The sequence below is a fragment of the Maritimimonas sp. 2210JD6-3 genome (assembly GCF_056591795.1).
Genome location: NZ_JBWQOJ010000013.1, coordinates 53,478 through 73,225 on the forward strand (window position 1 = coordinate 53,478; position 19,748 = coordinate 73,225).

Consider the following 19,748-nt stretch of genomic DNA (forward strand, 5'->3'; position numbering starts at 1 on the left):
TGTTTAACTTTTTCTTAGTAGCCTAAAATCTCTAAGAATTCTTCACTTTTCTGTTGTTGTTTAAAAATTTTGGTTCTTATCGTTCCGTTAGTATCTTTTTCAATAAGTATGTGTTTTGGATGTGGAATCAGACAGTGTTGTAATCCTGCAAAGCCACCAATAGTTTCTTGATAGGCGCCCGTATTAAAAAAACCAATGTATAAGGGTTTATCTTTTTCATAAATTGGCAGATAAATAGCATTTATGTGTTGCTCAGAATTATAATAATCGTCGCTATCACATGTTAATCCGCCAAGTAACACTCGCTCATATTGTCTGTTCCATTTATTCACGGGCAACATGATAAACCGTCTATTAATTGCCCAACTATCTGGTAATGTGGTTATAAATGATGAATTAATCATATTCCAACGTTCGCGATCGTTTTGTTTCTTTTGGTATAATACTTCATATAACGCACCGCCAGATTCACCCACAGTAAAGCTTCCGAACTCTGTAAAAATATCTGGCACTGGAACTTCCGCCTCAATGCATGCCGTATTTATTTGATTAACGATTTCGTCAACCATATACTCATAATCATAATTAAATGCTAATGAGTTCTTAATAGGGAAACCACCTCCAATATTCAAGCTATCTAATGATGAGCATACTTTTTTTAGATTGATGTAAACTTTTAAACATTTAAGAAGTTCACTCCAATAATAGGCATTGTCTTTGATACCCGTATTGATAAAAAAATGAAGCATTTTTAATTCTACCTGTGGGTTTTCTTCAATTTGTTTTTCGTAGAAATTCACAATGTTTTTATACCCAATGCCTAATCTACTGGTATAAAACTCAAATTTTGGCTCTTCTTCTGAAGCAATTCTAATACCAACTTTAAAGTTTTTATCTGTTTCATTTAGAAGTAGCTCTAACTCATCATAATTATCGATGATAGGGATACAATTCTTATAATCTTGATTGATTAATTTTGCAATATTTACAATGTATTGATCTCTTTTAAATCCGTTACAAAGCACATAAGAACTATCTTTTAGTTTTCCTTCTTCTTTAAGTTTTAAGACAATATCAATGTCAAAAGCAGATGATGTTTCTATATGAATATCATTTTTTAAAGCTTCGTCTAAAATATATTTAAAATGTGAACTCTTTGTACAATAACTATAATGGTAAATACCTTTGTAATTATGCCTTTTAATTGCACTCTGAAACCATTTTTTTGCTCTATTTATATTTTCAGATATTTTAGGTAGGTATGTAAATTTTAATGGAGTTCCATATTTTTCGATGAGCTCCATTAAATCTATATCGTGAAATGTTAGTTGATTTTGAGCTACCGCAAATTCTTCTTGTGGAAAATCGAACGTTTGTTCAATTAAATCTATGTATTTAGTATTCATTTTATTTTTTAATATAAATAATATTTGCTTCAAACCTCATTATGAAGCACTTATGATATATTAAAAAATTAAACTCTTAGTTCTAAATAGACATTACGTAACCTGACAACTTGAAGATGGTTGCCACAAATTAGTAATATAAGTTTCGAAGAAATAACCTTTATTTTTTCGTTGTACATGCGTTGTACATTGCATTTTAATTTCTTCTCGATAAAAATGCAATCGAAAAAAGCAAAATCTGTCATTTTACTTAATGATACAAACCAAATGTAGAAAATAAATTAATATGAAAAACAAGTCTCTCTAAAAAAATAAAATTAATTTCTTTCTAATTTGTCTTTAAAGACAAACATCAAAACAATAGGAAGTGCCAGTATTAAAATAATCCTACTGTTTTCTGAAAATATTTGTGGGAATAATGCCAAGGTTAATATAAACCCTCCAACAGCTCCTCCTAAATGTGCACTATGACCAATATTACCCACCTGATGTCTCATACCATAAATTGAATACAAAAAGTACCCTAAACCAAAAACCCAGCCAGGAAAACTAACGATAGGTAAAAAAATAAAAGATAAACGCATACTAGGATTCAACATGATGGCTGCATACACGATACCCATAACAGCTCCAGAAGCTCCTACTGCACTATAATATGGCTCTTTTTTATGAAAACTTAATGCTAAAGTACTACCAGCAAGTAAACTTCCTAGATAAATGATAAGAAACTTAACAATACCTACCCTATCTATTACTTCATCAGCAAAAATATACAAGCCAAACATATTAAAGAACAAGTGCATTTGGTCAACATGCAAAAAACCAGAGGTAAACATTCGTAGCTGTTCACCTCTTAAAATAGGACCGACTTGAAATTTATACTTTTCTAAAAAAAGTCTATCAGAAAAACCCTTCATAGAAACCAATACATTAGCTGCAATTAACGCTAGAACAGTAGCATTCATTCTTTATATTATTTAGTATCAAAGATAAAATTATATGCGATATTTGCTTAAATTTTTTTTGTGCAGTTTTTAATTTATATACTTGTCTATCCTATCATTTGGTTATTGTCTATTTTACCAATGCCTATACTACATTTTATATCTGATTTAGCCTATTATGTTATTTATTACATTGTTGGCTATAGAAAAAAGGTAGTATTTGGTAATTTAAAACTAGTATTTCCTGAAAAATCAGAAAAAGAGATCAAACAAATTGCTAAAAAATCATATCGACATTTTACAGATATATTTGTTGAAATGATCAAATCGTTTACTATTTCTAAAGAAGAAACGAAAAGACGTTTTAAAATTACAAATATCGAAGTTTTGAAAGCCTTAGAAGACAAAGGAAAGAGCGGTATTCTTTACGGAGCTCATTATTCGAATTGGGAATGGGTATTTATTTTAAATACGCAAGTAAAATACACGGGTTTTGCTATTTACAAAAAAATTGCCAACAAGTTTTTCGATAAAAAAATGAAAGAAACCCGTGGTCGTTATCGCTCAGTTTTGGTACCTACTAAAGAGATTTTTAAAGTTGTACAGCAAAATTTTAATAACAATTTATTGTCTCTATATGGCTTCTTAGGAGATCAAACACCTAAAGCTAAAAAAGCCCATTATTGGAGTGATTTTTTTGGCGTAACTGTACCTATTCAAACAGGAACTGAATTTTTTGCAAAAAAATACGATTTACCTGTGGTGTTCTTTAGTGTAAAAAGAATAAAAAGAAGTTATTACGAATGTACTTTTAAAGTATTGGCTGAATACCCAAAAGAATACAAAGATTATCAAATAACAGATATGTATCTACGTGAAGTTGAACGTATTGTTAAAGAACAACCAGAATATTATTTTTGGACTCACAAGCGCTTTAAGCATAAAGATAAAGCGCCTACAAATCTCAAAATAGATTAGTTTACAGGAGTCACTATGTAACCTTGTTTACGTAGTAATTTTATTACTCCACTCTCACCCGCTAAATGCATAGCGCCTACTCCGAAAAAAGTAGGTTTTTCTTTCATCATTTTTTCCATTACTGGAATCCAATTTCTATTTCTACCATCTAATAATATCTCAGAAAATTCTTTGGTCATTCCTTCGGTTTCGTTGGCCAATTTCAACATACCTTCAATATCTTCATTCTTATGAAAATCTGTTAATGCAGCAAACTCACTTTTATTCTGATCGAGCCCTTTTTTTGCCATTTCTAAAATATCATTTAATTGATCTTTATAAGGAATCGAATCAAAAATAGCCATTTGAGATTCTATGGTCTCTAGCCCCAATACTTCTTCATTTTGCTCTTTTGCAATCTTTACGAACTCTGTTTCATAAGCTGTAGGTGATTCACAATCTACAGATTTCATTACTAACAGCGATAGCAACGAAAAAGGTTTCATCTTATTAAACATGGCTAAGCTCATACCCGTATTATCTTTGATATACTTAGCAAGTGTCGTATATTCTTCTTCAGATAATAACGATTTAATAGTTTGATCTTTCATCATCATACTCTGCATCGCTTTCATCTGCATCTGAGGATCGTCCATATCTACTTCTAAAACTATTTGATCCGTTTCAGAAAATGCATTTTTCATCTTCTCTTTTAAATCGTAATCACAAGTTAAATGAATTGTACCATATAAGTAGGATGGTTTCTGAATACCATTTCCAGTAATTTTCCAGAGTAAGGACTTTGCTAATTTTTCTTCTTTAACAGGATTTTTTGCAGTACTAGTAGTACTTTTAGAGGCACTACATGCAATTAAAAGTACAAGCAAAAAAGCCGTTAGAATTGAGTTGATTGATTTTTTCATTGTTTGAAATGTAAGTTGTTTAATTGATTAGTAACGAAATGATTTAAAAGTTACATTTAAACATTAAATTCCTGCTATTTCTGCAATCTCATTCATTATTTCTTTAGCTAAATCGTCTGCTTTTTGCTGTGAAGTACTTTCAGTATAAATTCTAATGATAGGTTCTGTATTCGACTTTCTTAAATGAAACCATCTATCAGATAAGTCAACCTTTACCCCATCGATCGTATTTACTTCTTCATGCTCGTATTTCTTAGCCATTTTTTCTAGAATAGCATCAACATCTAATTCTGGCGTTAACTGAATTTTATTTTTACTCATAAAGTATGAAGGATAGCTTGCTCTTAATGCTTTACAACTACTATTTTTCTTAGCTAAGTGTGTTAAAAATATAGCAACACCAACTAATGAATCGCGTCCATAATGCGAAGCAGGATAGATAATTCCTCCATTTCCTTCTCCTCCTATAACAGCATTCGTATCTTTCATTAGTTGAACTACATTTACTTCACCAACTGCACTCGCTTGGTAAGAACCTCCATGTTTTTCAGTGATATCACGTAAGGCTCTTGATGAAGAAAGATTTGAAACTGTATTTCCTTTTGTTACACTTAATACATAATCTGCACAAGCGACCAGCGTATATTCTTCGCCAAACATAGAACCATCTTCACACACCAAAGCCAAGCGATCTACATCGGGATCTACAACGATACCTAAATCTGCTTTTTCTTTGACTACTAGTTCAGAAATATCTGTTAGATGTTCTTTTAAAGGCTCAGGATTATGTGGAAAATGACCATTGGGTTCACAATATAATTTTATACACTCTACTCCTAACCTATCTAATAACGCAGGAATCGCAATACCACCCGTAGAATTCACAGCATCAACCACTACTTTAAAATTTGCATTTTTAATAGCGTTTACATCAACTAATTCTAGTGCTAAAACTTCATCTATATGCCTATCTATATATCCTTTATCTTTTATATATTGACCCAAATTATCAACATCTGCGAAAGTGTAATCATCAGATTCGGCCAATTTTAAAATTTCAGCCCCATCAGCTCCATTCAAAAATTCACCTTTTTCATTTAATAGTTTTAAAGCGTTCCATTGTTTCGGATTGTGAGAAGCGGTCAAAATAATGCCTCCATCGGCTTTTTCAAGTGGCACAGCAACTTCTACGGTTGGCGTTGTAGAAAGCCCCACATCAACAACATCTATGCCTAAGCCTACTAATGTATTGGCTACAATAGAACTAATCATTTTACCTGAAATACGGGCATCTCTACCAATAATTACACGCAAGCCTTCTTTATTATTATTTCTTTTTAATAACCACGTTCCATAAGCAGCTGCAAACTTAGCTGCATCGATAGGTGTAAGATTATCATTCACTTTACCTCCAATAGTACCGCGAATACCTGAAATTGATTTTATTAATGTCATCGTAAAATTTTGATGAACAAATATAATTGTATTACATAAAAAAACCGCTCAAATAATAAGCGGTTTTTAATTTAAATGGTGGGGTAAACCTTATTTCTTACCGTCCATTTTATCTTTCAACGCTTGTAATGCATCATTTGCATCACCTAATGTTGGCTTCTCTACTGAATCTGACATTTTCTTTTGAGCTTTTTTGAAATTACTTTCTTCTTGCTCTCTAAAAATTGAAGTATGTGAAGCAACAATACGTCTATACTCTTTATTAAATTCTAAAATTTTAACGTCTATAGTTTCACCTTTAGCGATTTTAGAACCATCTTCTTTTTCTGTAAACCTAGAAGGAACAAAAGCCTCTACTTCATCACCTAAAACAATGATCGTACCTTTATCTGTTACTTCTTTTACTAAAGCTGAGTGTACTGAATTGATTGTATAGTTATCTTGATGCTCATCCCAAGGATTCTCTTGAGTTTGTTTATGGCCTAAGTTTAACTTACGACCTTCTACATCTAATTCTAACACTTGTACATCGAGCTTATCACCTACTTTTACAAAATCTGATGGGTGCTTCACTTTTTTAGTCCAAGATAAGTCAGAGATATATACCAAACCATCAATACCTTCTTCTAATTCTACAAATACACCGAAGTTAGTGTAGTTACGTACAACACCTGTGTGTTTAGAACCTACAGGGTATTTAGACGTAATATCTGTCCATGGATCTGGATGTAATTGCTTCATCCCTAAAGACATTTTACGTTCTTCTCTATCTAACGTTAAGATCTCTGCTTCTACTTCATCACCAACTTTCACAAAGTCTTGTGCAGAACGTAAATGTGTTGACCAAGACATTTCAGAAACGTGAATTAATCCTTCAACACCTTCAGATACTTCAACAAATGCACCATAATCAGCTATAATAGCTACTTTACCTTTTACTTTATCACCAATTTTTAAGTTAGCATCTAAAGCTTCCCAAGGATGCTTACTTAATTGTTTAAGACCTAATTGAATTCTAGATTTATTATCATCAAAGTCAAGAATTACAACATTTAATTTCTGATCTAATTCAACTACTTCACTTGGGTGATTAATTCTACTCCAAGAAAGATCTGTAATATGTACTAATCCGTCAACACCACCAAGGTCAACAAATACACCATAAGAAGTAACGTTTTTAACAATACCTTCTAGTACTTGTCCTTTTTCTAATTGACCAATGATTTCTTTCTTTTGTTCTTCAATATCAGCCTCAATCAATGCTTTGTGAGAAACAACTACGTTTTTAAATTCGTGATTAATTTTCACAACTTTAAATTCCATCGTTTTATCTACATACTGATCGTAATCTCTAATTGGTTTTACATCTATTTGAGAACCTGGTAAGAAAGCTTCGATACCAAATACGTCAACGATCATACCACCACGTGTTCTACACTTTACATAACCATTAACAACTTCTTGAGTTTCATGCGCTTTGTTTACGCGTTCCCAAGCTTTGATTACCCTTGCTTTTTTATGTGAAAGTACTAACTGACCTGTAGCATCTTCTCTTTTATCAACCAACACTTCTACAGTATCACCTTCAGCTAAACTAGGGTTGTAACGGAATTCATTTAAAGAGATAACACCTTCAGATTTCGAATTAATATCGATAATTGCTTCTCTATCTGTTAAACGTATTACTTTACCTTCGATCACTTCACGCTCATCAACAAACCCTACCGTTCCTTCTAAAGCTTTTTCAAAAGCTTCTAATTTATTTTCATCAACAGCTTCAATACCTTCTTCGTATTTGTGCCAGTCGAAATTATCTAAGAATTCTTGTGTATTTGTAGCTGTAAAACCAGCTGGCTCTGCAACCACTTTTTCTTCTTTTACCTCTACATTCTCTGCTTTCGCTTCAACAACAGCTTCTTCTTTCATTTCTGTTTTTTCTTCTTTTTTTGTTTCTACAACTTCTTCAGCATCTTCTTTAGAAGTTTCGTAATGCGATTGTAAACCTAACTCATCAACTAATATAGCATAGAATATCGCTCTATACTTATTTCTGTTCGAAGAGCCTATTTTCTCAATTGCAGTTGCAATAGCCTCATCTAGTTTAGGAGCATCTTCTTGTCCTAATTTTTTGATTAAGAAATTCTTTTTTACTGTTTCTAATTCTTTTGCATCTGAGCTTGAAACTTTTTCAGCATCTACTTTGTAGATTGATGGCCCTAAACCTTTTGTTACTGCTGCTAATAAATTTTTATCGATTTTAAGTCCTAACTTATCTACTTCTTCAGAGTATAAATCGATTTTTTCTTGAAGTTTAGACATACGTCTAATTGTTTTGTATCTTATTGATTTTTAGATTTTAAGCGAAAAAATCAACTAAGAGAAATTTAACTTTTTTCTATTGAATCCTTTTTATAAATCTTTTACTCGCTAAAAAAGGAGTGCAAATTTACAACTAAATTCTTATTTTAACAATAAGAAAATCAATAATTTAAAAAAGAGCAGTGATTATTTCTTTTTCTGAAATATTTTCGGCTTCAGCCTTGTAGTTTTTTACGATTCGATGACGTAAAATGGCATTCGCAACTGTTCTCACATCTTCTCTATCTGGTGAGAATTTACCATTTACGGCTGCATTCGCCTTAGCTGCTAAAATTAAGTTTTGAGAAGCTCTTGGGCCTGCCCCCCAATCGATATAATCAGTAACAATTTGTGCGACTCCATCAGAGTTTGGTCGCGTTTTACTAACTAAAGAAACTGCATATTCAATGACATTATCTGCTACAGGAATTCTACGAATTAAATGTTGTAAATCAATAATCTCTTGTGGAGTAAATATGGAATTTACTTTTTGTTGTTCATCAGAAGTGGTACTTTTTACTACTTGTACTTCTTCCTCAAAAGAAGGGTACTCTAGGTGGATTGAAAACATAAACCTATCTAATTGTGCTTCTGGCAAAGGATAGGTTCCTTCTTGCTCAATAGGATTTTGAGTAGCTAAAACAAAAAATGGCTTGTCTAATTTATAATGATGCCCTGCAACTGTAACAGACTTTTCTTGCATTGCTTCTAATAAAGCAGCTTGCGTCTTGGGCGGAGTTCTATTGATTTCGTCTGCTAAAATGATATTAGAAAATAAAGGTCCTTTAATAAATTTAAACTGTCTGTTTTCATCAAGAATTTCACTTCCTAAAATATCAGAAGGCATTAAGTCGGGTGTAAATTGAATACGTTTAAAATCTAAACCTAAGGCCTGCGCTACAGTATTAATTAACAAAGTTTTTGCTAAGCCAGGAACACCAATAAGTAAAGAATGTCCTCCACAAAGTATAGATAATAATACATGATTTATAGCATCATGCTGACCAACAATAACTTTACCAATTTCAGCTTTTAATTGAGCGTGCTTTTTTACTAAAGATTCAATAGCTGCTACATCTGACATACTTATTAATTTTTAGCCCAATTATTTTTAAACGAACATTTTTTATGCTCATTATTAATTTTTACATAGGTATCTCCAATAATTCCTTTTGTCCATTTATCTATAGTTTCTTGCTGCTTCTTTTGTAAAGCCAAATCTTGAATTTTAACATAATCATCACTTAGATTTGCCTTATGCGCTTCTGTTTTTCTCTTTACCAAAATAACTTTATACATTTTCTCTCCTTCTCTTGTCTCGTCATAAAAGACATCTGTAATATCTCCCTGATTTAAAGAACTAATTCTTGCATATAATGCAGGATCCATTCTTGTTAAATCAAACTTCGTATCGCTAGTTAATGGATTCACGATTAATCCATTATTATTTTTTGTAACCTTATCATCAGAATACTTTTTTACAGCTTCCTCAAAAGTCATTTTTAATGTCAAAACATCTTTTCTAATGCTTTCAAGAGAATCTTTAACACGCTCTAATTCGGCAGTATTTACTTCTGGCTGAATAAGAATATGTCTTGTATCACGTTGGCGCCCTTTTATTTTTTCTACTTTTAAGATATGGTAACCAAACTGCGATTTAAAAGGTTCTGATATCTCCCCTTCTTCTAGACTAAATGCGGCTTCTTTAAACTCTTTTACAAATGGGCTTTCTCTAGTAATAGTGTAGGCTCCTTTATTATCTGTAACACCTGGGTCATTAGAATTTAAGATCGCTTTCATTGTCATACTCGCGCCATCTTCAATTTCTTTTTTAATAGATTTCAGTTTTTCTATAACGCGTTGATTTTCGTCATAAGTAGGCTCAGCTTTTAATACTATTTGTGCCAATTCTACTTCAGCACCAAAATCTGGTAAATTACCTTCTTTTTCTAAACTACTGTAATAATCTCTTACTTCTTCTGGAGTCACATCTACTTTTTCGGTAAGCTTTTGCTGCATTTTCTGAATAAGATTTGCTTCTCTTTCAACATCATAGAATTCTTTTCTCATATCAGCCATATTATCAAAACCATAAAACTTGTATAGTTTTTCTTCAGAACCTAATTGTTGTAGAAAATAGGCTAGTTTTTGTTCTACTCGAGAATTTACTTCTGCCTCAGTAACTTCAACACTATCGATGACAGCATGGTGCGCTAATAATTTTCGTTCCATGATTTGTTCTAACATATCACAATCAGAAATAACAGCCTTACCTTCACTCTGCTGCTCTAATTGCTTTTTATACCCTGCGATCTCAGAATCTAACACAACATTCTTTCCAACAACCGTTGCAACACCATCTAACTTTAATCTATCTTGAGCATGTAAAGTAATAGAAAGCGCTAACATCATTACGAATACTATGTTTATTTTATTCTTCTTTAAATATTTCAAATTCTTTATTATTAATTGCATCTTCTACTAATGTTTCCTCTATTTTTCTAATTAATTCTAACTTCCTATTATGCAGTATCATTTGCTTAATAGTAGGTGTGATATAACTCACAGGAGCCACTTCATTCCGTTTAAGGATATCTTTTACAGCGACCAAATATACTCCTAATGAGTCTTTTTTTTCTAAAAACTTAATGCTTTTTAAGATGAGTTTAACATCTTTATCGTTTAGAGTAGGTAATTTTCTCTTAATATCACTTAGCCTAACCCAAATGGAATCATTTAAATTATATGATTTTAATTGCATCTCTCTGGCAATTAAACTATCTCTGTCTGCTCTTTTTTCTGATCTAAAAAGACTTTCGAATTCTTTGGGGTTTAAAAGTTCATTGCTAAAATGAATATATTTAAACTTTACCAACTCCTCATTTAACTTAAATATTTCTTTATTTTCTTTATAAAACTTTTGAATATTCACTGAGGTCACATTGGTATCTAAGTATTGTTTAACTGCTTCTTCTTTATAACGATTTACTAAAAGATCATTCTTATACTTCTTTACCAATTCATCAATTTCAGAAATATTATCACCTAAGTTTATTTCTGCTTTTTTATATAGTAATTGCTCTTTTACCCATCTATTAATAAAATTATTAGCTAATAGAATACTATCGTTTCCTTTAACACTTTCTGGTATATTCTTTTGAATGTCTTCTTGATATAAATATGTATTATAAACACGAGCTACGGCATCTTCTGGATTTTTATTCTTATTTACACAAGAAAGTAAAATGACACTAATAAATAAGCAATATGTGACTATTTGTTTCAAATCTAATTTGAATGGTTTTTAATCAACTTTTTAAGTGCCTTTTTATTGACCTTGTATGTATAATTATTTCTGAGTTCTTGTATCCACTCTTTCTCAAGGTACTCTTGATAATCGTTCATTACCAATCCTTTTGCCTCTTTAAACTCTTTTTGAATTGGCGCTAATAAATTTAAAACATTTACTACAACAAATTGATTCTTACCTTCATTATAAACCTTAGAAACACCTTTAGCAGCAACAAAATCTTTTGGCAATTTTTTACTATCCAATTCAATTATACCCTTAGAAAATAACACATGAATGGTAGGTTTTTCATTAATCAGGTCTTTAATTTCTTCTATAGACTTGCCTTCTTCAAGATATTGTTTCACTAATGTAGCTTTATCTTCTTTACTACATGTGGCTATTATTACATCAGCACGCTTTTCGTGCATATATTTAGCTTTATGTCGATTAAAAAAATCTTTTAATCCAGTAGTATCTTTTTCAGAACGCTTCCAGATTTTTAATTGTAGCAAATCAAATAATAATAATCCGTCTTTATACTCTTGAAATGTGTTAGCAAACTCTTGATTTGTACCCTCTAAGTTCTTTTTATAATGTTCAATAATACGCTCATCTAAAAAATCTTCAAACGTATTTGATAATGACTTTTTCTTTTGATTTTCATTATAGCGCATCAATTCTTTGAGTTTTGTTTTTTCATCATTGATAGAAAAAACAACATTGTTCGAATTTTCTTGAATTTTTTGAGCATCTGCAGTCAAAAATAAAGACTTTAGGTTTTCATTTATCTGAATGTTATATTTACTTTTTAGCTTGTCAGCGACAGATTTTCCTGCGGCATAAGCACGTTCGCTGCCTTCAATTTTTTTTACAAGTTCTGGTTTTAATTCTTCGTAGCTAGCAATCGGATGTTTTTTGATTAACCTTACTATATGCCATCCAAAATTCGTTTTAAAAGGTTTAGAAATATCATTTTCGTTAGTAAGTGAAAAGGCAATACTTGAAAATGGTTCTATCATACGTGTTGCAGAAAATTTTTGAAGTCTTCCTCCTTTGGGAGCGCTAGATTTATCATCTGAGTATTTCTGTGCCATCAAATCAAAACTTTCGCCTTGTGTTAATTTTGTATAAATATCATTAATTTGTGTTTTTGCGTAATCATTAGAATCATTTTTTATCATGATGTGAGCGACTTCAACTTCCCCTTTTGAAAGTCTTGTATCTTCAACTTTTATAATATGGTATCCAAAACTCGTTCTAAAAGGCATAGAAACATCGCCTATTGTATTGCTATAAGCAGCATTCTCAAATGGATATACCATAGTAAAGGCAGAAAAATATCCTAAATCACCACCATTAGTTTTAGCAGAAGGATCTTCAGAATATAATCTGGCGACTTCTTCGAATGATTTACCGTTCAAAATTTCATCTCGTAGCCTAAGAATTTTATCATATGCTTGTAAAGTATCCGTTGATGATGCTTTCGGGTTTAAGCGTATTAACAGATGTCGCGCTCTAACTTCTTTTTTCGTCCTATTATATGCCTCCTTAATAAGCGATTCTGTAATATTTGCATCTTTTAGATAAGGCTTTATAAGTTGTTCTTTGTATTTTTTTAATTCTCTTTTATACGTTTCAACGGTATCTAATTTAAGCTCATGAGCTTGTTTTAACTTTAACTTATAATTTAAATAGAGGTCAAGGTATTCTGCTATTGTTTTTTGGTTTTCTTTAGCAACAATAGTTCTGTTTTTATTAAAAACTCTTAAAAACTCTTTTGTAGTTATCGGTTCGTTTTCAACAGTAAATAAAACATCTTGCTTTTTTTGAGCATATGTAAAACTAACCGCAAAGAGTAGAATTAGGAGTATTCTATTATGAAGTGTTATTAAATTCTTATTTATCATGTTAGAAATCAAAAAAGTTATCAAAACATTTATTATCTATAGTATTTTTCTTATCAAATTATAAAGAAATTACCCCTTCTACAGTAGAAACCTCTTTATATTTTCTAATAACTTCGTCTGCAGAAGCTAAATTCACTAATACAGTTAGGCTATTGTATTTTCCTGTTTTTGAGGGTTTAGAAGTAATAACAGCACCTGTATGATTAAAAATTTCTTCTATTTCTTTAAATCTATCTTTATCATTAGGTATAATAAATTTATACATGTAATCTGAAGGAAATTTTGTAGTTTCTTCAAGACTAATCTTTAATTTTTTATAGAAATCTTCTTCTTTAGACATATTGTTATTTTTTCAAAAAAATGTTCAAATTTAATACCAAAGATTATTATTTTAAATTGCTGACAAAAATACCTATATTATTCGTGTTAATTAAATTATTTCTTTTCTTTGTTCTAACATAGATATGAACAAAAAAACACAACAAAAAGTAGTCATTACTGGTGGGCCAGGCACAGGTAAAACTTCAATTATTAAAGAATTAGAAAAACGTGACTTTTTCTGTTTTCATGAAGTAATTAGAGAAATTACTTTAGAGGCAAAAAATGAAAAAGATTCTGAGGTATTTACTACGAATCCTATTGCTGTTGTTGAAGATTCTTTAGGTTTTAATTTAAAGATTCTTAACGGAAGAATTGAGCAATATATAGCTTCTCAGAGTTTAAAAGACTCTGTTGTCTTCTTTGACAGGGGCATCCCAGATGTACTTGGCTATATGGATTTTTTCAAGCAGTCTTATGATACAGTTTTTACTAAGCCCTGTAAAAGATATGTCTATGACAAAATTTTTATATTACCTCCTTGGGAAGAAATTTACACTTCAGACAATGAACGATTTGAAAGTTATGAAGAAGCATTACAGATACATTTTTTCCTAGAAAAAGCTTATGAAGGTTTTGGTTATGAATTAGTTTCTGTTCCGTTCGGATCTATAAAAGAGCGCGTTGATTACATTTTAGATAGCATCAAATCTTATTAATGACTACTCCATTAGAGATTCTTAAGAAGTACTGGAAGCACGAAACATTTAGAGAGCCACAAGAATCTATCATAAATAATGTTCTAGAAAATAATAATACGATTGTATTATTGCCAACTGGTGCAGGAAAGTCTATTTGCTATCAAATACCTGCACTGTTAAAAGAAGGTGTATGTGTTGTTGTTTCTCCGCTTATTGCTTTAATAAACGATCAAGTTGAAAGCCTTAAAGCTAGAAATATAAAAGCCATTACCATAAGTTCTGGCTTAAATACAAATGAACTAGTACAACTATTTGATAACATACTTTTTGGGAATATAAAGTTTTTATATCTATCTCCCGAGAGATTACAATCTGAATTCATTCAAGAGAAACTAAAACAATTAAATGTAAGCTTGATAGCTATAGATGAGGCGCACTGTATATCTGAATGGGGTCATGATTTCAGACCTTCCTACAGAAAGATAAATAAATTAATTGAAATTCATCCTAAAGTACCTGTAATTGCTTTAACTGCTTCTGCAACTACTAAAGTTTTTGATGATATTAAGCAAAATTTATCGATTCAAGATGCTATTAACTTCAAAACTTCACTCCATAGAAAAGAATTGGCTTATCACTTAATTAAAACAGAAGATATTAATTTTCAAGTGATTAAAATTTTAAAAAATATTAGCGCACCGTCAATCATATATACTACAAGTAGAAAATCTACGAAAAACTTACACAATTATTTAATTTCAAAAGATATAGCTTCTTCCTATTACCATGGCGGTTTAAATTACAATGAGAAAAAAGAAGCTTATACTAAGTGGTTAAATGAAGAAACACCCATCATGGTAGCAACCAATGCATTTGGTATGGGAATAGACAAAAATAATGTTACTACAATTATACATATTGACTTACCTTTTAGTTTAGAAAATTATCTACAAGAATCTGGGAGAGCAGGTAGAAATGGCAAAAATTCACAAGCATTTTTACTATATAATCAAGCTACAATTCACGAATTTAAGAAAAGGCATAAAAAAGGCATTATAGCGATTAATGAGTTAAAAGAAATTTATAAAAAACTCAACCAGTACTTTAGAATTGCTAAAGGAGAAATGCCAAATGAAGCGTATGTTTTAGTACTACAAAAATTCTGCAAACAGTACAATTTAAATGCAGTAAAAGTCTTCAACGCTATTGAAATTTTTGAGAAGGAAGGTATTTTAGAATCTCAAAATGATACTCGAAAAAAATCATTGTTAAAAATCAATATAACTCAAAAAGAGGTACTTAATTATAGCAATTCTACTCATTCTGAACTATTAAAAACATGTTTAAGAACGTATGTAGGGTTATTTGATAATTTAACGAGAATCGATGAATTTATTTTAGCAAAAAAACTCAATATATCTATTACTGAAGTTGTTGAATATTTAAATCAATTAAACGAAAGAGCTTATGTACTTTATAAGCCAAAACACGAAGGCAATACAATACGGTTTTTAGTACCTAGAGAAGATGATTATACCATAAACGCAATTTCAAAAAATATTACGCAACGGCAAGCTATAAAAAAGGAAAAAGTAACATCTGTTATAGATTATGTAGCTAACGAAACTATTTGCAGAAACACGTTTCTTATGAATTACTTTAACCAAAGTAATTCAAACAAATGTGGTAAATGTGATATTTGTTTAGAAGATGTACACTCAAAAGAAAATTACAACCCTATTGAAATAGCAAAACAAATATGTATCCTTCTAGAACAACAAGAAGCATCTCCTAAAGTTATAGTAAGTACCTTAAATTTTAAAAAACATCATATTATAGAAGTACTTCAATTACTCTTGGAAAAGGGTAGAATTAAATTAACTTCGCAAAACAAATTCCAAATAAATAAAGATGCGTGACATTAGAATCGTGTTTATGGGTACTCCAGATTTTGCAGTTAGTTCCCTAAAAGCACTCTTAGATGCTAAATTTAATATTGTAGGTGTTATCACGGCTCCAGACAAACCCGCTGGCAGAGGAAGAAAGCTACATGAATCTGCTGTAAAAAAGTTTGCCAGTTCTAAAGATTTAACTGTTCTACAACCAACCAATTTAAAAAATGAAACTTTTATTAAGCAATTAGAAGATTTAAATGCTAACCTTCAGATTGTAGTTGCATTTAGAATGCTACCAAAAGTAGTTTGGCAAATGCCTGCGCATGGCACATTTAATTTACACGCATCTTTACTTCCTGAATATAGAGGTGCTGCTCCAATAAATTGGGCGATTATAAATGGAGAAAAAGAAACTGGGGTTACTACTTTTTTTATTGATGAGAAAATAGATACTGGAGAAATTATTTTGCAAGAAAAATTAAAAATTAAAAAAAATGATACTGCTGGTGACCTTCATGATAGGCTAATGTTAGTAGGCGGTAACCTAGTTGTGAAAACAGTTGAACAGATTCAAACCAATAAAGTTGAAACAAGTAAACAACCTAATAAAGAAGAAAAATCAGCACCAAAAATTTTTAAGGAAACTTGCAAGATTAACTGGACACTTTCTCGGAAAAAAATATTTAACCATATTAGAGGTTTAAGTCCTTATCCCGCTGCTTGGACAACGCTCATAAATGGAGAAGAAAAAATAGAATTAAAAATTTATAAAGCAAGTAAAGAAAAAGCCAAACATAAACATGCTGTCGGCTCTGTAATTGCATCTAAAAAAGAGTTGAAAATTGCTGTTAAAAAAGGATTTATTATTATAAGAGAATTGCAAATTGCTGGCAAGAGAAGAATGCATATTGTTAATTTCTTAAATGGTTATACCTTTACAGAAAATGCAAAAGTCCTGTAAGCCTCTGTTTATGCATCTTTAGTAGGTTTTTCGCTTATTTATTTGGTGTTATTAACAAATTGAATTGATTTATCAACAAAATAGCCCATTTTTAGCCTCTAATCTTGCGTAAACCCCTATAAAATCTATATTTGTTCAGCTTAAAAAAAGCAAATAATAATTTTTAACCAATTTAATTTTTAAATTATGAACAAATCAGAATTAATAGAGTCTATGGCTTCTGAAGCTGGTATTACTAAAGCAGCTGCTAAAAAGGCATTAGATAGTATGATGAACAACGTAGAGAAAACATTAAAGAAAGGCGGAAGAGTTTCTTTAGTAGGTTTTGGTTCTTGGTCAGTTACTAAAAGAGCTGCAAGAGATGGTAGAAACCCGCAAACAGGTAAAACAATTAAGATTGCTGCAAAAAATGTAGTAAAGTTTAAGCCTGGTGCTGAATTAAAAGGTTCAGTAAACTAAGACTAAATTTATAAAAGCTATAAAGCCTCCGTTTTACGGAGGTTTTTTTATGTCATTATTTTTTCTATATTAGATGTGAATTAATTGATATGTATTCACTAAAACCTTCTAAGGGAAAGTTGCTTATTGCTGAACCGTCCATTCTAAATGATGTTTCATTTAACCGTTCTATTATTTTATTATCTGAGCATAATGATGAAGGAGCGGTAGGTTTTATTATTAATAAGCCATCAGATTTTACTATAAAAGATTTAATTCCTGAAATTGATTCAGCAATTCGTGTTTATAAAGGTGGACCTGTTTCTAAAGAGAATCTTTATTTTATACATCGCCTACCTGAATCTATACCCAATAGTATTGAAATTGGTGATGGTATCTATTGGGGTGGTGATTTTGAAAAAGTACAAGAGCTACTTGAAGAAAATACAGTTTCTAATAGTGATATTCGATTTTTCTTAGGATATTCTGGTTGGAGTAAAGATCAATTACAAGATGAGTTAGAGACAACTTCATGGAAAGTTATAGAGAATAAGCACAAAAATATCTTTGGTATTCCTCATAAAAATTTTTGGAAAGATGAAATGATGAAATTTGGTGGTGAGTATAAAATATGGGCTAATGCTCCTGAGAATCCTTCTTTAAATTAAGTAAGCAGTGCTAATGCACTTAGTTTTTTAAATAATGTTTCTGAAATTTTCACCTCATACGTTTTCTTGCGATACTTTGTTACGGGTTGTATCCAAGCTATAGCATTTGTAATAAAAACCTCATCAGCTTTCTGTAATTCAAAGGGTGTAATTTCTGACTCTTCTATCGTAAGATTATTATCTTTTTTAATAATTTCTATGAGCTTTTTTCTTGCTACACCTTTAATACAACCTTCTGTAAGCGAAGGTGTTACTATTTTATTTCCTTTAACCAGAAAAATGTTTCCGTTTGCGGCCTCTACCAATTGTTTTTTCTCATTTAATAAAAGACAATTATCATACCCATTCTCTTTCATAAAAATACTAGATAATACGTTAACAATTCTATTAGTAGATTTTACCGTAGATAATAGTCCTGAAAATACATAGTGATCTTTATATAGTTCGATTTCATACTTATCTTTTTTATCAACATGAAGTGCATCAGCTTCAATTAAAAAATCTGTTTCATTATCTGTTGGTGTATATAAACCTCCTTGTTTTCTAAATACTGAAAATCTTACTCTACTATTTGTTAAACCAATATTCTTTACTAATCTAAGTATTTGACTTTCAAAATATTCAAGTGTAAAACTCATAGCCATATCCATTCGCAACATTCTTGCCGAAGCCATCAATCTAAAATAATGATCTTCGCAAAATAGTACTTTACCATTTTGAACCTTAATTGTTTCAAAAATACCATCACCATACTTAAAAGCTCTATTATCTATTGAAATAGAAATGACATCTTTATTTATGAATTTTCCGTTATAATTTATCATGTAGATACAGCTAATTTAAAGCCGCAAAAATAGTAATAAAAAAGCCCCGAAAAAATCGAGGCTACCTACTTGTTAATTTTAAATTATCCTCCAATAGTATGTTTTAATTCATCAATTTGATTTTCCCAAAACATTTTTGATTCTTCAACTTCATCTTCATCGGCAAAAGCAGTAACAATTAAAGAAACATCTTTAGTAATATCATCAACTTGTATTCTAAATTCAAAATAAGTATCATCCTCTTCTTCAAGCCACTTATAACGAATACGTTCATTCGTTTTATGAGATACTCTTTTTGCCTGCTCTTCAGAGTCATCCCAAATAAACGTAAATACTTCACTTCGAGAATTCACGTTATCAGCGAACCACTCACCTAAACCATCTGGAGTAGAAAGGTATTGAAATAAGAAACTAGGTGAGGCATGTATAGGAAATTCTAAATCGAATTTTATTTTATCTGACATTTAATTTATTTGTTTTTCATAATGTGACAATATATATATTATTTACTTTAAAAAAAACTTTTTACAAAAAATTAAATATAGGTGTTGTCTCATCTAAATTTGTTATTATATTTGCAACCGCAAAAATGGCGAGGTAGCTCAGATGGTTAGAGCGCAGGATTCATAACCCTGAGGTCGGCAGTTCAATTCTGCTCCTCGCTACAAGAAAACCCAAGAGAAGTCTTGGGTTTTGTTATT

18 protein-coding genes and 1 tRNA gene are annotated in these 19,748 nt (G+C 30.8%); 7 read left to right on the plus strand and 12 right to left on the minus strand.

Going from position 1 to position 19,748, the window contains the following annotated elements; all coding sequences use genetic code 11:
* Positions 1-14 precede the first annotated feature (14 nt).
* Together AC1EUY_RS07705 and AC1EUY_RS07710 are read right to left on the minus strand one after the other, a co-directional pair.
* A complete protein-coding gene (locus AC1EUY_RS07705; protein WP_480194935.1) occupies positions 15-1,406 on the minus strand; it encodes an arginine decarboxylase in 1,392 nt (463 codons plus the stop codon).
* A gap of 317 nt (positions 1,407-1,723) precedes the next feature.
* The gene (locus tag AC1EUY_RS07710; RefSeq protein ID WP_480194936.1) at positions 1,724-2,371 is read right to left on the minus strand and encodes a rhomboid family intramembrane serine protease; all 648 of its coding nucleotides are present in this window, start codon (positions 2,369-2,371) and stop codon (positions 1,724-1,726) included.
* 60 nt (positions 2,372-2,431) lie between these two features.
* On the opposite strand from AC1EUY_RS07710, the gene AC1EUY_RS07715 reads away from it, so the two are divergent.
* A complete protein-coding gene (locus AC1EUY_RS07715) occupies positions 2,432-3,328 on the plus strand; it encodes a lysophospholipid acyltransferase family protein (RefSeq protein ID WP_480194937.1) in 897 nt (298 codons plus the stop codon).
* On the opposite strand, the gene AC1EUY_RS07720 is transcribed toward AC1EUY_RS07715, so the two are convergent.
* From AC1EUY_RS07720 to AC1EUY_RS07755, 8 genes are all read right to left on the minus strand, one after another.
* Entirely contained in the window at positions 3,325-4,230 is a 906-nt protein-coding gene (locus AC1EUY_RS07720) for a TraB/GumN family protein (RefSeq protein ID WP_480194938.1), read from the minus strand. The genes AC1EUY_RS07715 and AC1EUY_RS07720 overlap by 4 nt on opposite strands.
* A gap of 63 nt (positions 4,231-4,293) precedes the next feature.
* A complete protein-coding gene (glmM, locus tag AC1EUY_RS07725; protein WP_480194939.1) occupies positions 4,294-5,685 on the minus strand; it encodes a phosphoglucosamine mutase in 1,392 nt (463 codons plus the stop codon).
* Between the two features lie 90 nt (positions 5,686-5,775).
* Positions 5,776-8,004: a 30S ribosomal protein S1 gene (gene rpsA, locus AC1EUY_RS07730; RefSeq protein WP_480194940.1), complete on the minus strand. Its 2,229-nt coding sequence runs from the start codon at positions 8,002-8,004 to the stop codon at positions 5,776-5,778.
* A gap of 169 nt (positions 8,005-8,173) precedes the next feature.
* Complete coding sequence (locus AC1EUY_RS07735) at positions 8,174-9,127, minus strand: AAA family ATPase (protein ID WP_480194941.1); 954 nt, start codon at positions 9,125-9,127, stop codon at positions 8,174-8,176.
* 5 nt (positions 9,128-9,132) lie between these two features.
* A complete protein-coding gene (locus tag AC1EUY_RS07740; protein ID WP_480194942.1) occupies positions 9,133-10,518 on the minus strand; it encodes a peptidylprolyl isomerase in 1,386 nt (461 codons plus the stop codon).
* Positions 10,475-11,329 carry a hypothetical protein gene (locus AC1EUY_RS07745; protein ID WP_480194943.1) on the minus strand — a complete coding sequence of 285 codons (855 nt, stop codon included), beginning with the start codon at positions 11,327-11,329 and terminating at the stop codon, positions 10,475-10,477. Before AC1EUY_RS07745 ends, AC1EUY_RS07740 begins: the two co-directional genes overlap by 44 nt.
* Positions 11,330-11,331: 2 nt before the next feature.
* A complete protein-coding gene (locus AC1EUY_RS07750) occupies positions 11,332-13,242 on the minus strand; it encodes a peptidylprolyl isomerase (protein WP_480194944.1) in 1,911 nt (636 codons plus the stop codon).
* A gap of 58 nt (positions 13,243-13,300) precedes the next feature.
* A complete protein-coding gene (locus AC1EUY_RS07755) occupies positions 13,301-13,582 on the minus strand; it encodes a DUF493 family protein (RefSeq protein WP_480194945.1) in 282 nt (93 codons plus the stop codon).
* A 124-nt stretch (positions 13,583-13,706) separates the two neighbouring features.
* Between AC1EUY_RS07755 and AC1EUY_RS07760 the strand changes: the two genes are divergently transcribed.
* The 5 genes from AC1EUY_RS07760 (at position 13,707) to AC1EUY_RS07780 (ending at position 18,223) form a co-directional block, all read left to right on the plus strand.
* On the plus strand, positions 13,707-14,279 hold the full coding sequence (locus AC1EUY_RS07760; RefSeq protein WP_480194946.1) for an AAA family ATPase: 573 nt from the start codon (positions 13,707-13,709) through the stop codon (positions 14,277-14,279).
* Positions 14,279-16,180: a RecQ family ATP-dependent DNA helicase gene (locus AC1EUY_RS07765; protein WP_480194947.1), complete on the plus strand. Its 1,902-nt coding sequence runs from the start codon at positions 14,279-14,281 to the stop codon at positions 16,178-16,180. Before AC1EUY_RS07760 ends, AC1EUY_RS07765 begins: the two co-directional genes overlap by 1 nt.
* On the plus strand, positions 16,173-17,117 hold the full coding sequence (gene fmt / locus AC1EUY_RS07770; protein ID WP_480194948.1) for a methionyl-tRNA formyltransferase: 945 nt from the start codon (positions 16,173-16,175) through the stop codon (positions 17,115-17,117). The genes AC1EUY_RS07765 and fmt overlap by 8 nt, the downstream gene beginning before the upstream one ends.
* 186 nt (positions 17,118-17,303) lie before the next feature.
* Positions 17,304-17,576 carry an HU family DNA-binding protein gene (locus tag AC1EUY_RS07775; protein WP_480194949.1) on the plus strand — a complete coding sequence of 91 codons (273 nt, stop codon included), beginning with the start codon at positions 17,304-17,306 and terminating at the stop codon, positions 17,574-17,576.
* Between the two features lie 89 nt (positions 17,577-17,665).
* A complete protein-coding gene (locus tag AC1EUY_RS07780) occupies positions 17,666-18,223 on the plus strand; it encodes a YqgE/AlgH family protein (RefSeq protein WP_480194950.1) in 558 nt (185 codons plus the stop codon).
* Here the strand turns inward: AC1EUY_RS07780 and AC1EUY_RS07785 are convergent.
* Entirely contained in the window at positions 18,220-19,047 is an 828-nt protein-coding gene (locus AC1EUY_RS07785; protein ID WP_480194951.1) for an aminotransferase class IV, read from the minus strand. The genes AC1EUY_RS07780 and AC1EUY_RS07785 overlap by 4 nt on opposite strands.
* A gap of 83 nt (positions 19,048-19,130) precedes the next feature.
* Complete coding sequence (locus AC1EUY_RS07790; protein ID WP_480194952.1) at positions 19,131-19,511, minus strand: START-like domain-containing protein; 381 nt, start codon at positions 19,509-19,511, stop codon at positions 19,131-19,133.
* Positions 19,512-19,638: 127 nt separating this feature from the next.
* On the opposite strand from AC1EUY_RS07790, the gene AC1EUY_RS07795 reads away from it, so the two are divergent.
* A tRNA-Met gene (locus AC1EUY_RS07795) sits at positions 19,639-19,712 on the plus strand.
* The last annotated feature ends 36 nt before the right edge of the window (positions 19,713-19,748 follow it).

Coding starts and splice junctions, on each gene's coding strand:
- AC1EUY_RS07720 (WP_480194938.1), bottom strand. CDS start 4,230: ATGAAAAAATCAATCAACTCAATTCTAACGGCTTTTTTGCTTGTACTT.
- AC1EUY_RS07765 (WP_480194947.1), top strand. CDS start 14,279: ATGACTACTCCATTAGAGATTCTTAAGAAGTACTGGAAGCACGAAACA.
- glmM (WP_480194939.1), bottom strand. CDS start 5,685: ATGACATTAATAAAATCAATTTCAGGTATTCGCGGTACTATTGGAGGT.
- AC1EUY_RS07710 (WP_480194936.1), bottom strand. CDS start 2,371: ATGAATGCTACTGTTCTAGCGTTAATTGCAGCTAATGTATTGGTTTCT.
- AC1EUY_RS07750 (WP_480194944.1), bottom strand. CDS start 13,242: ATGATAAATAAGAATTTAATAACACTTCATAATAGAATACTCCTAATT.
- AC1EUY_RS07740 (WP_480194942.1), bottom strand. CDS start 10,518: ATGCAATTAATAATAAAGAATTTGAAATATTTAAAGAAGAATAAAATA.
- AC1EUY_RS07755 (WP_480194945.1), bottom strand. CDS start 13,582: ATGTCTAAAGAAGAAGATTTCTATAAAAAATTAAAGATTAGTCTTGAA.
- AC1EUY_RS07705 (WP_480194935.1), bottom strand. CDS start 1,406: ATGAATACTAAATACATAGATTTAATTGAACAAACGTTCGATTTTCCA.
- AC1EUY_RS07785 (WP_480194951.1), bottom strand. CDS start 19,047: ATGATAAATTATAACGGAAAATTCATAAATAAAGATGTCATTTCTATT.
- rpsA (WP_480194940.1), bottom strand. CDS start 8,004: ATGTCTAAACTTCAAGAAAAAATCGATTTATACTCTGAAGAAGTAGAT.
- fmt (WP_480194948.1), top strand. CDS start 16,173: ATGCGTGACATTAGAATCGTGTTTATGGGTACTCCAGATTTTGCAGTT.
- AC1EUY_RS07760 (WP_480194946.1), top strand. CDS start 13,707: ATGAACAAAAAAACACAACAAAAAGTAGTCATTACTGGTGGGCCAGGC.
- AC1EUY_RS07780 (WP_480194950.1), top strand. CDS start 17,666: ATGTATTCACTAAAACCTTCTAAGGGAAAGTTGCTTATTGCTGAACCG.
- AC1EUY_RS07735 (WP_480194941.1), bottom strand. CDS start 9,127: ATGTCAGATGTAGCAGCTATTGAATCTTTAGTAAAAAAGCACGCTCAA.
- AC1EUY_RS07790 (WP_480194952.1), bottom strand. CDS start 19,511: ATGTCAGATAAAATAAAATTCGATTTAGAATTTCCTATACATGCCTCA.
- AC1EUY_RS07775 (WP_480194949.1), top strand. CDS start 17,304: ATGAACAAATCAGAATTAATAGAGTCTATGGCTTCTGAAGCTGGTATT.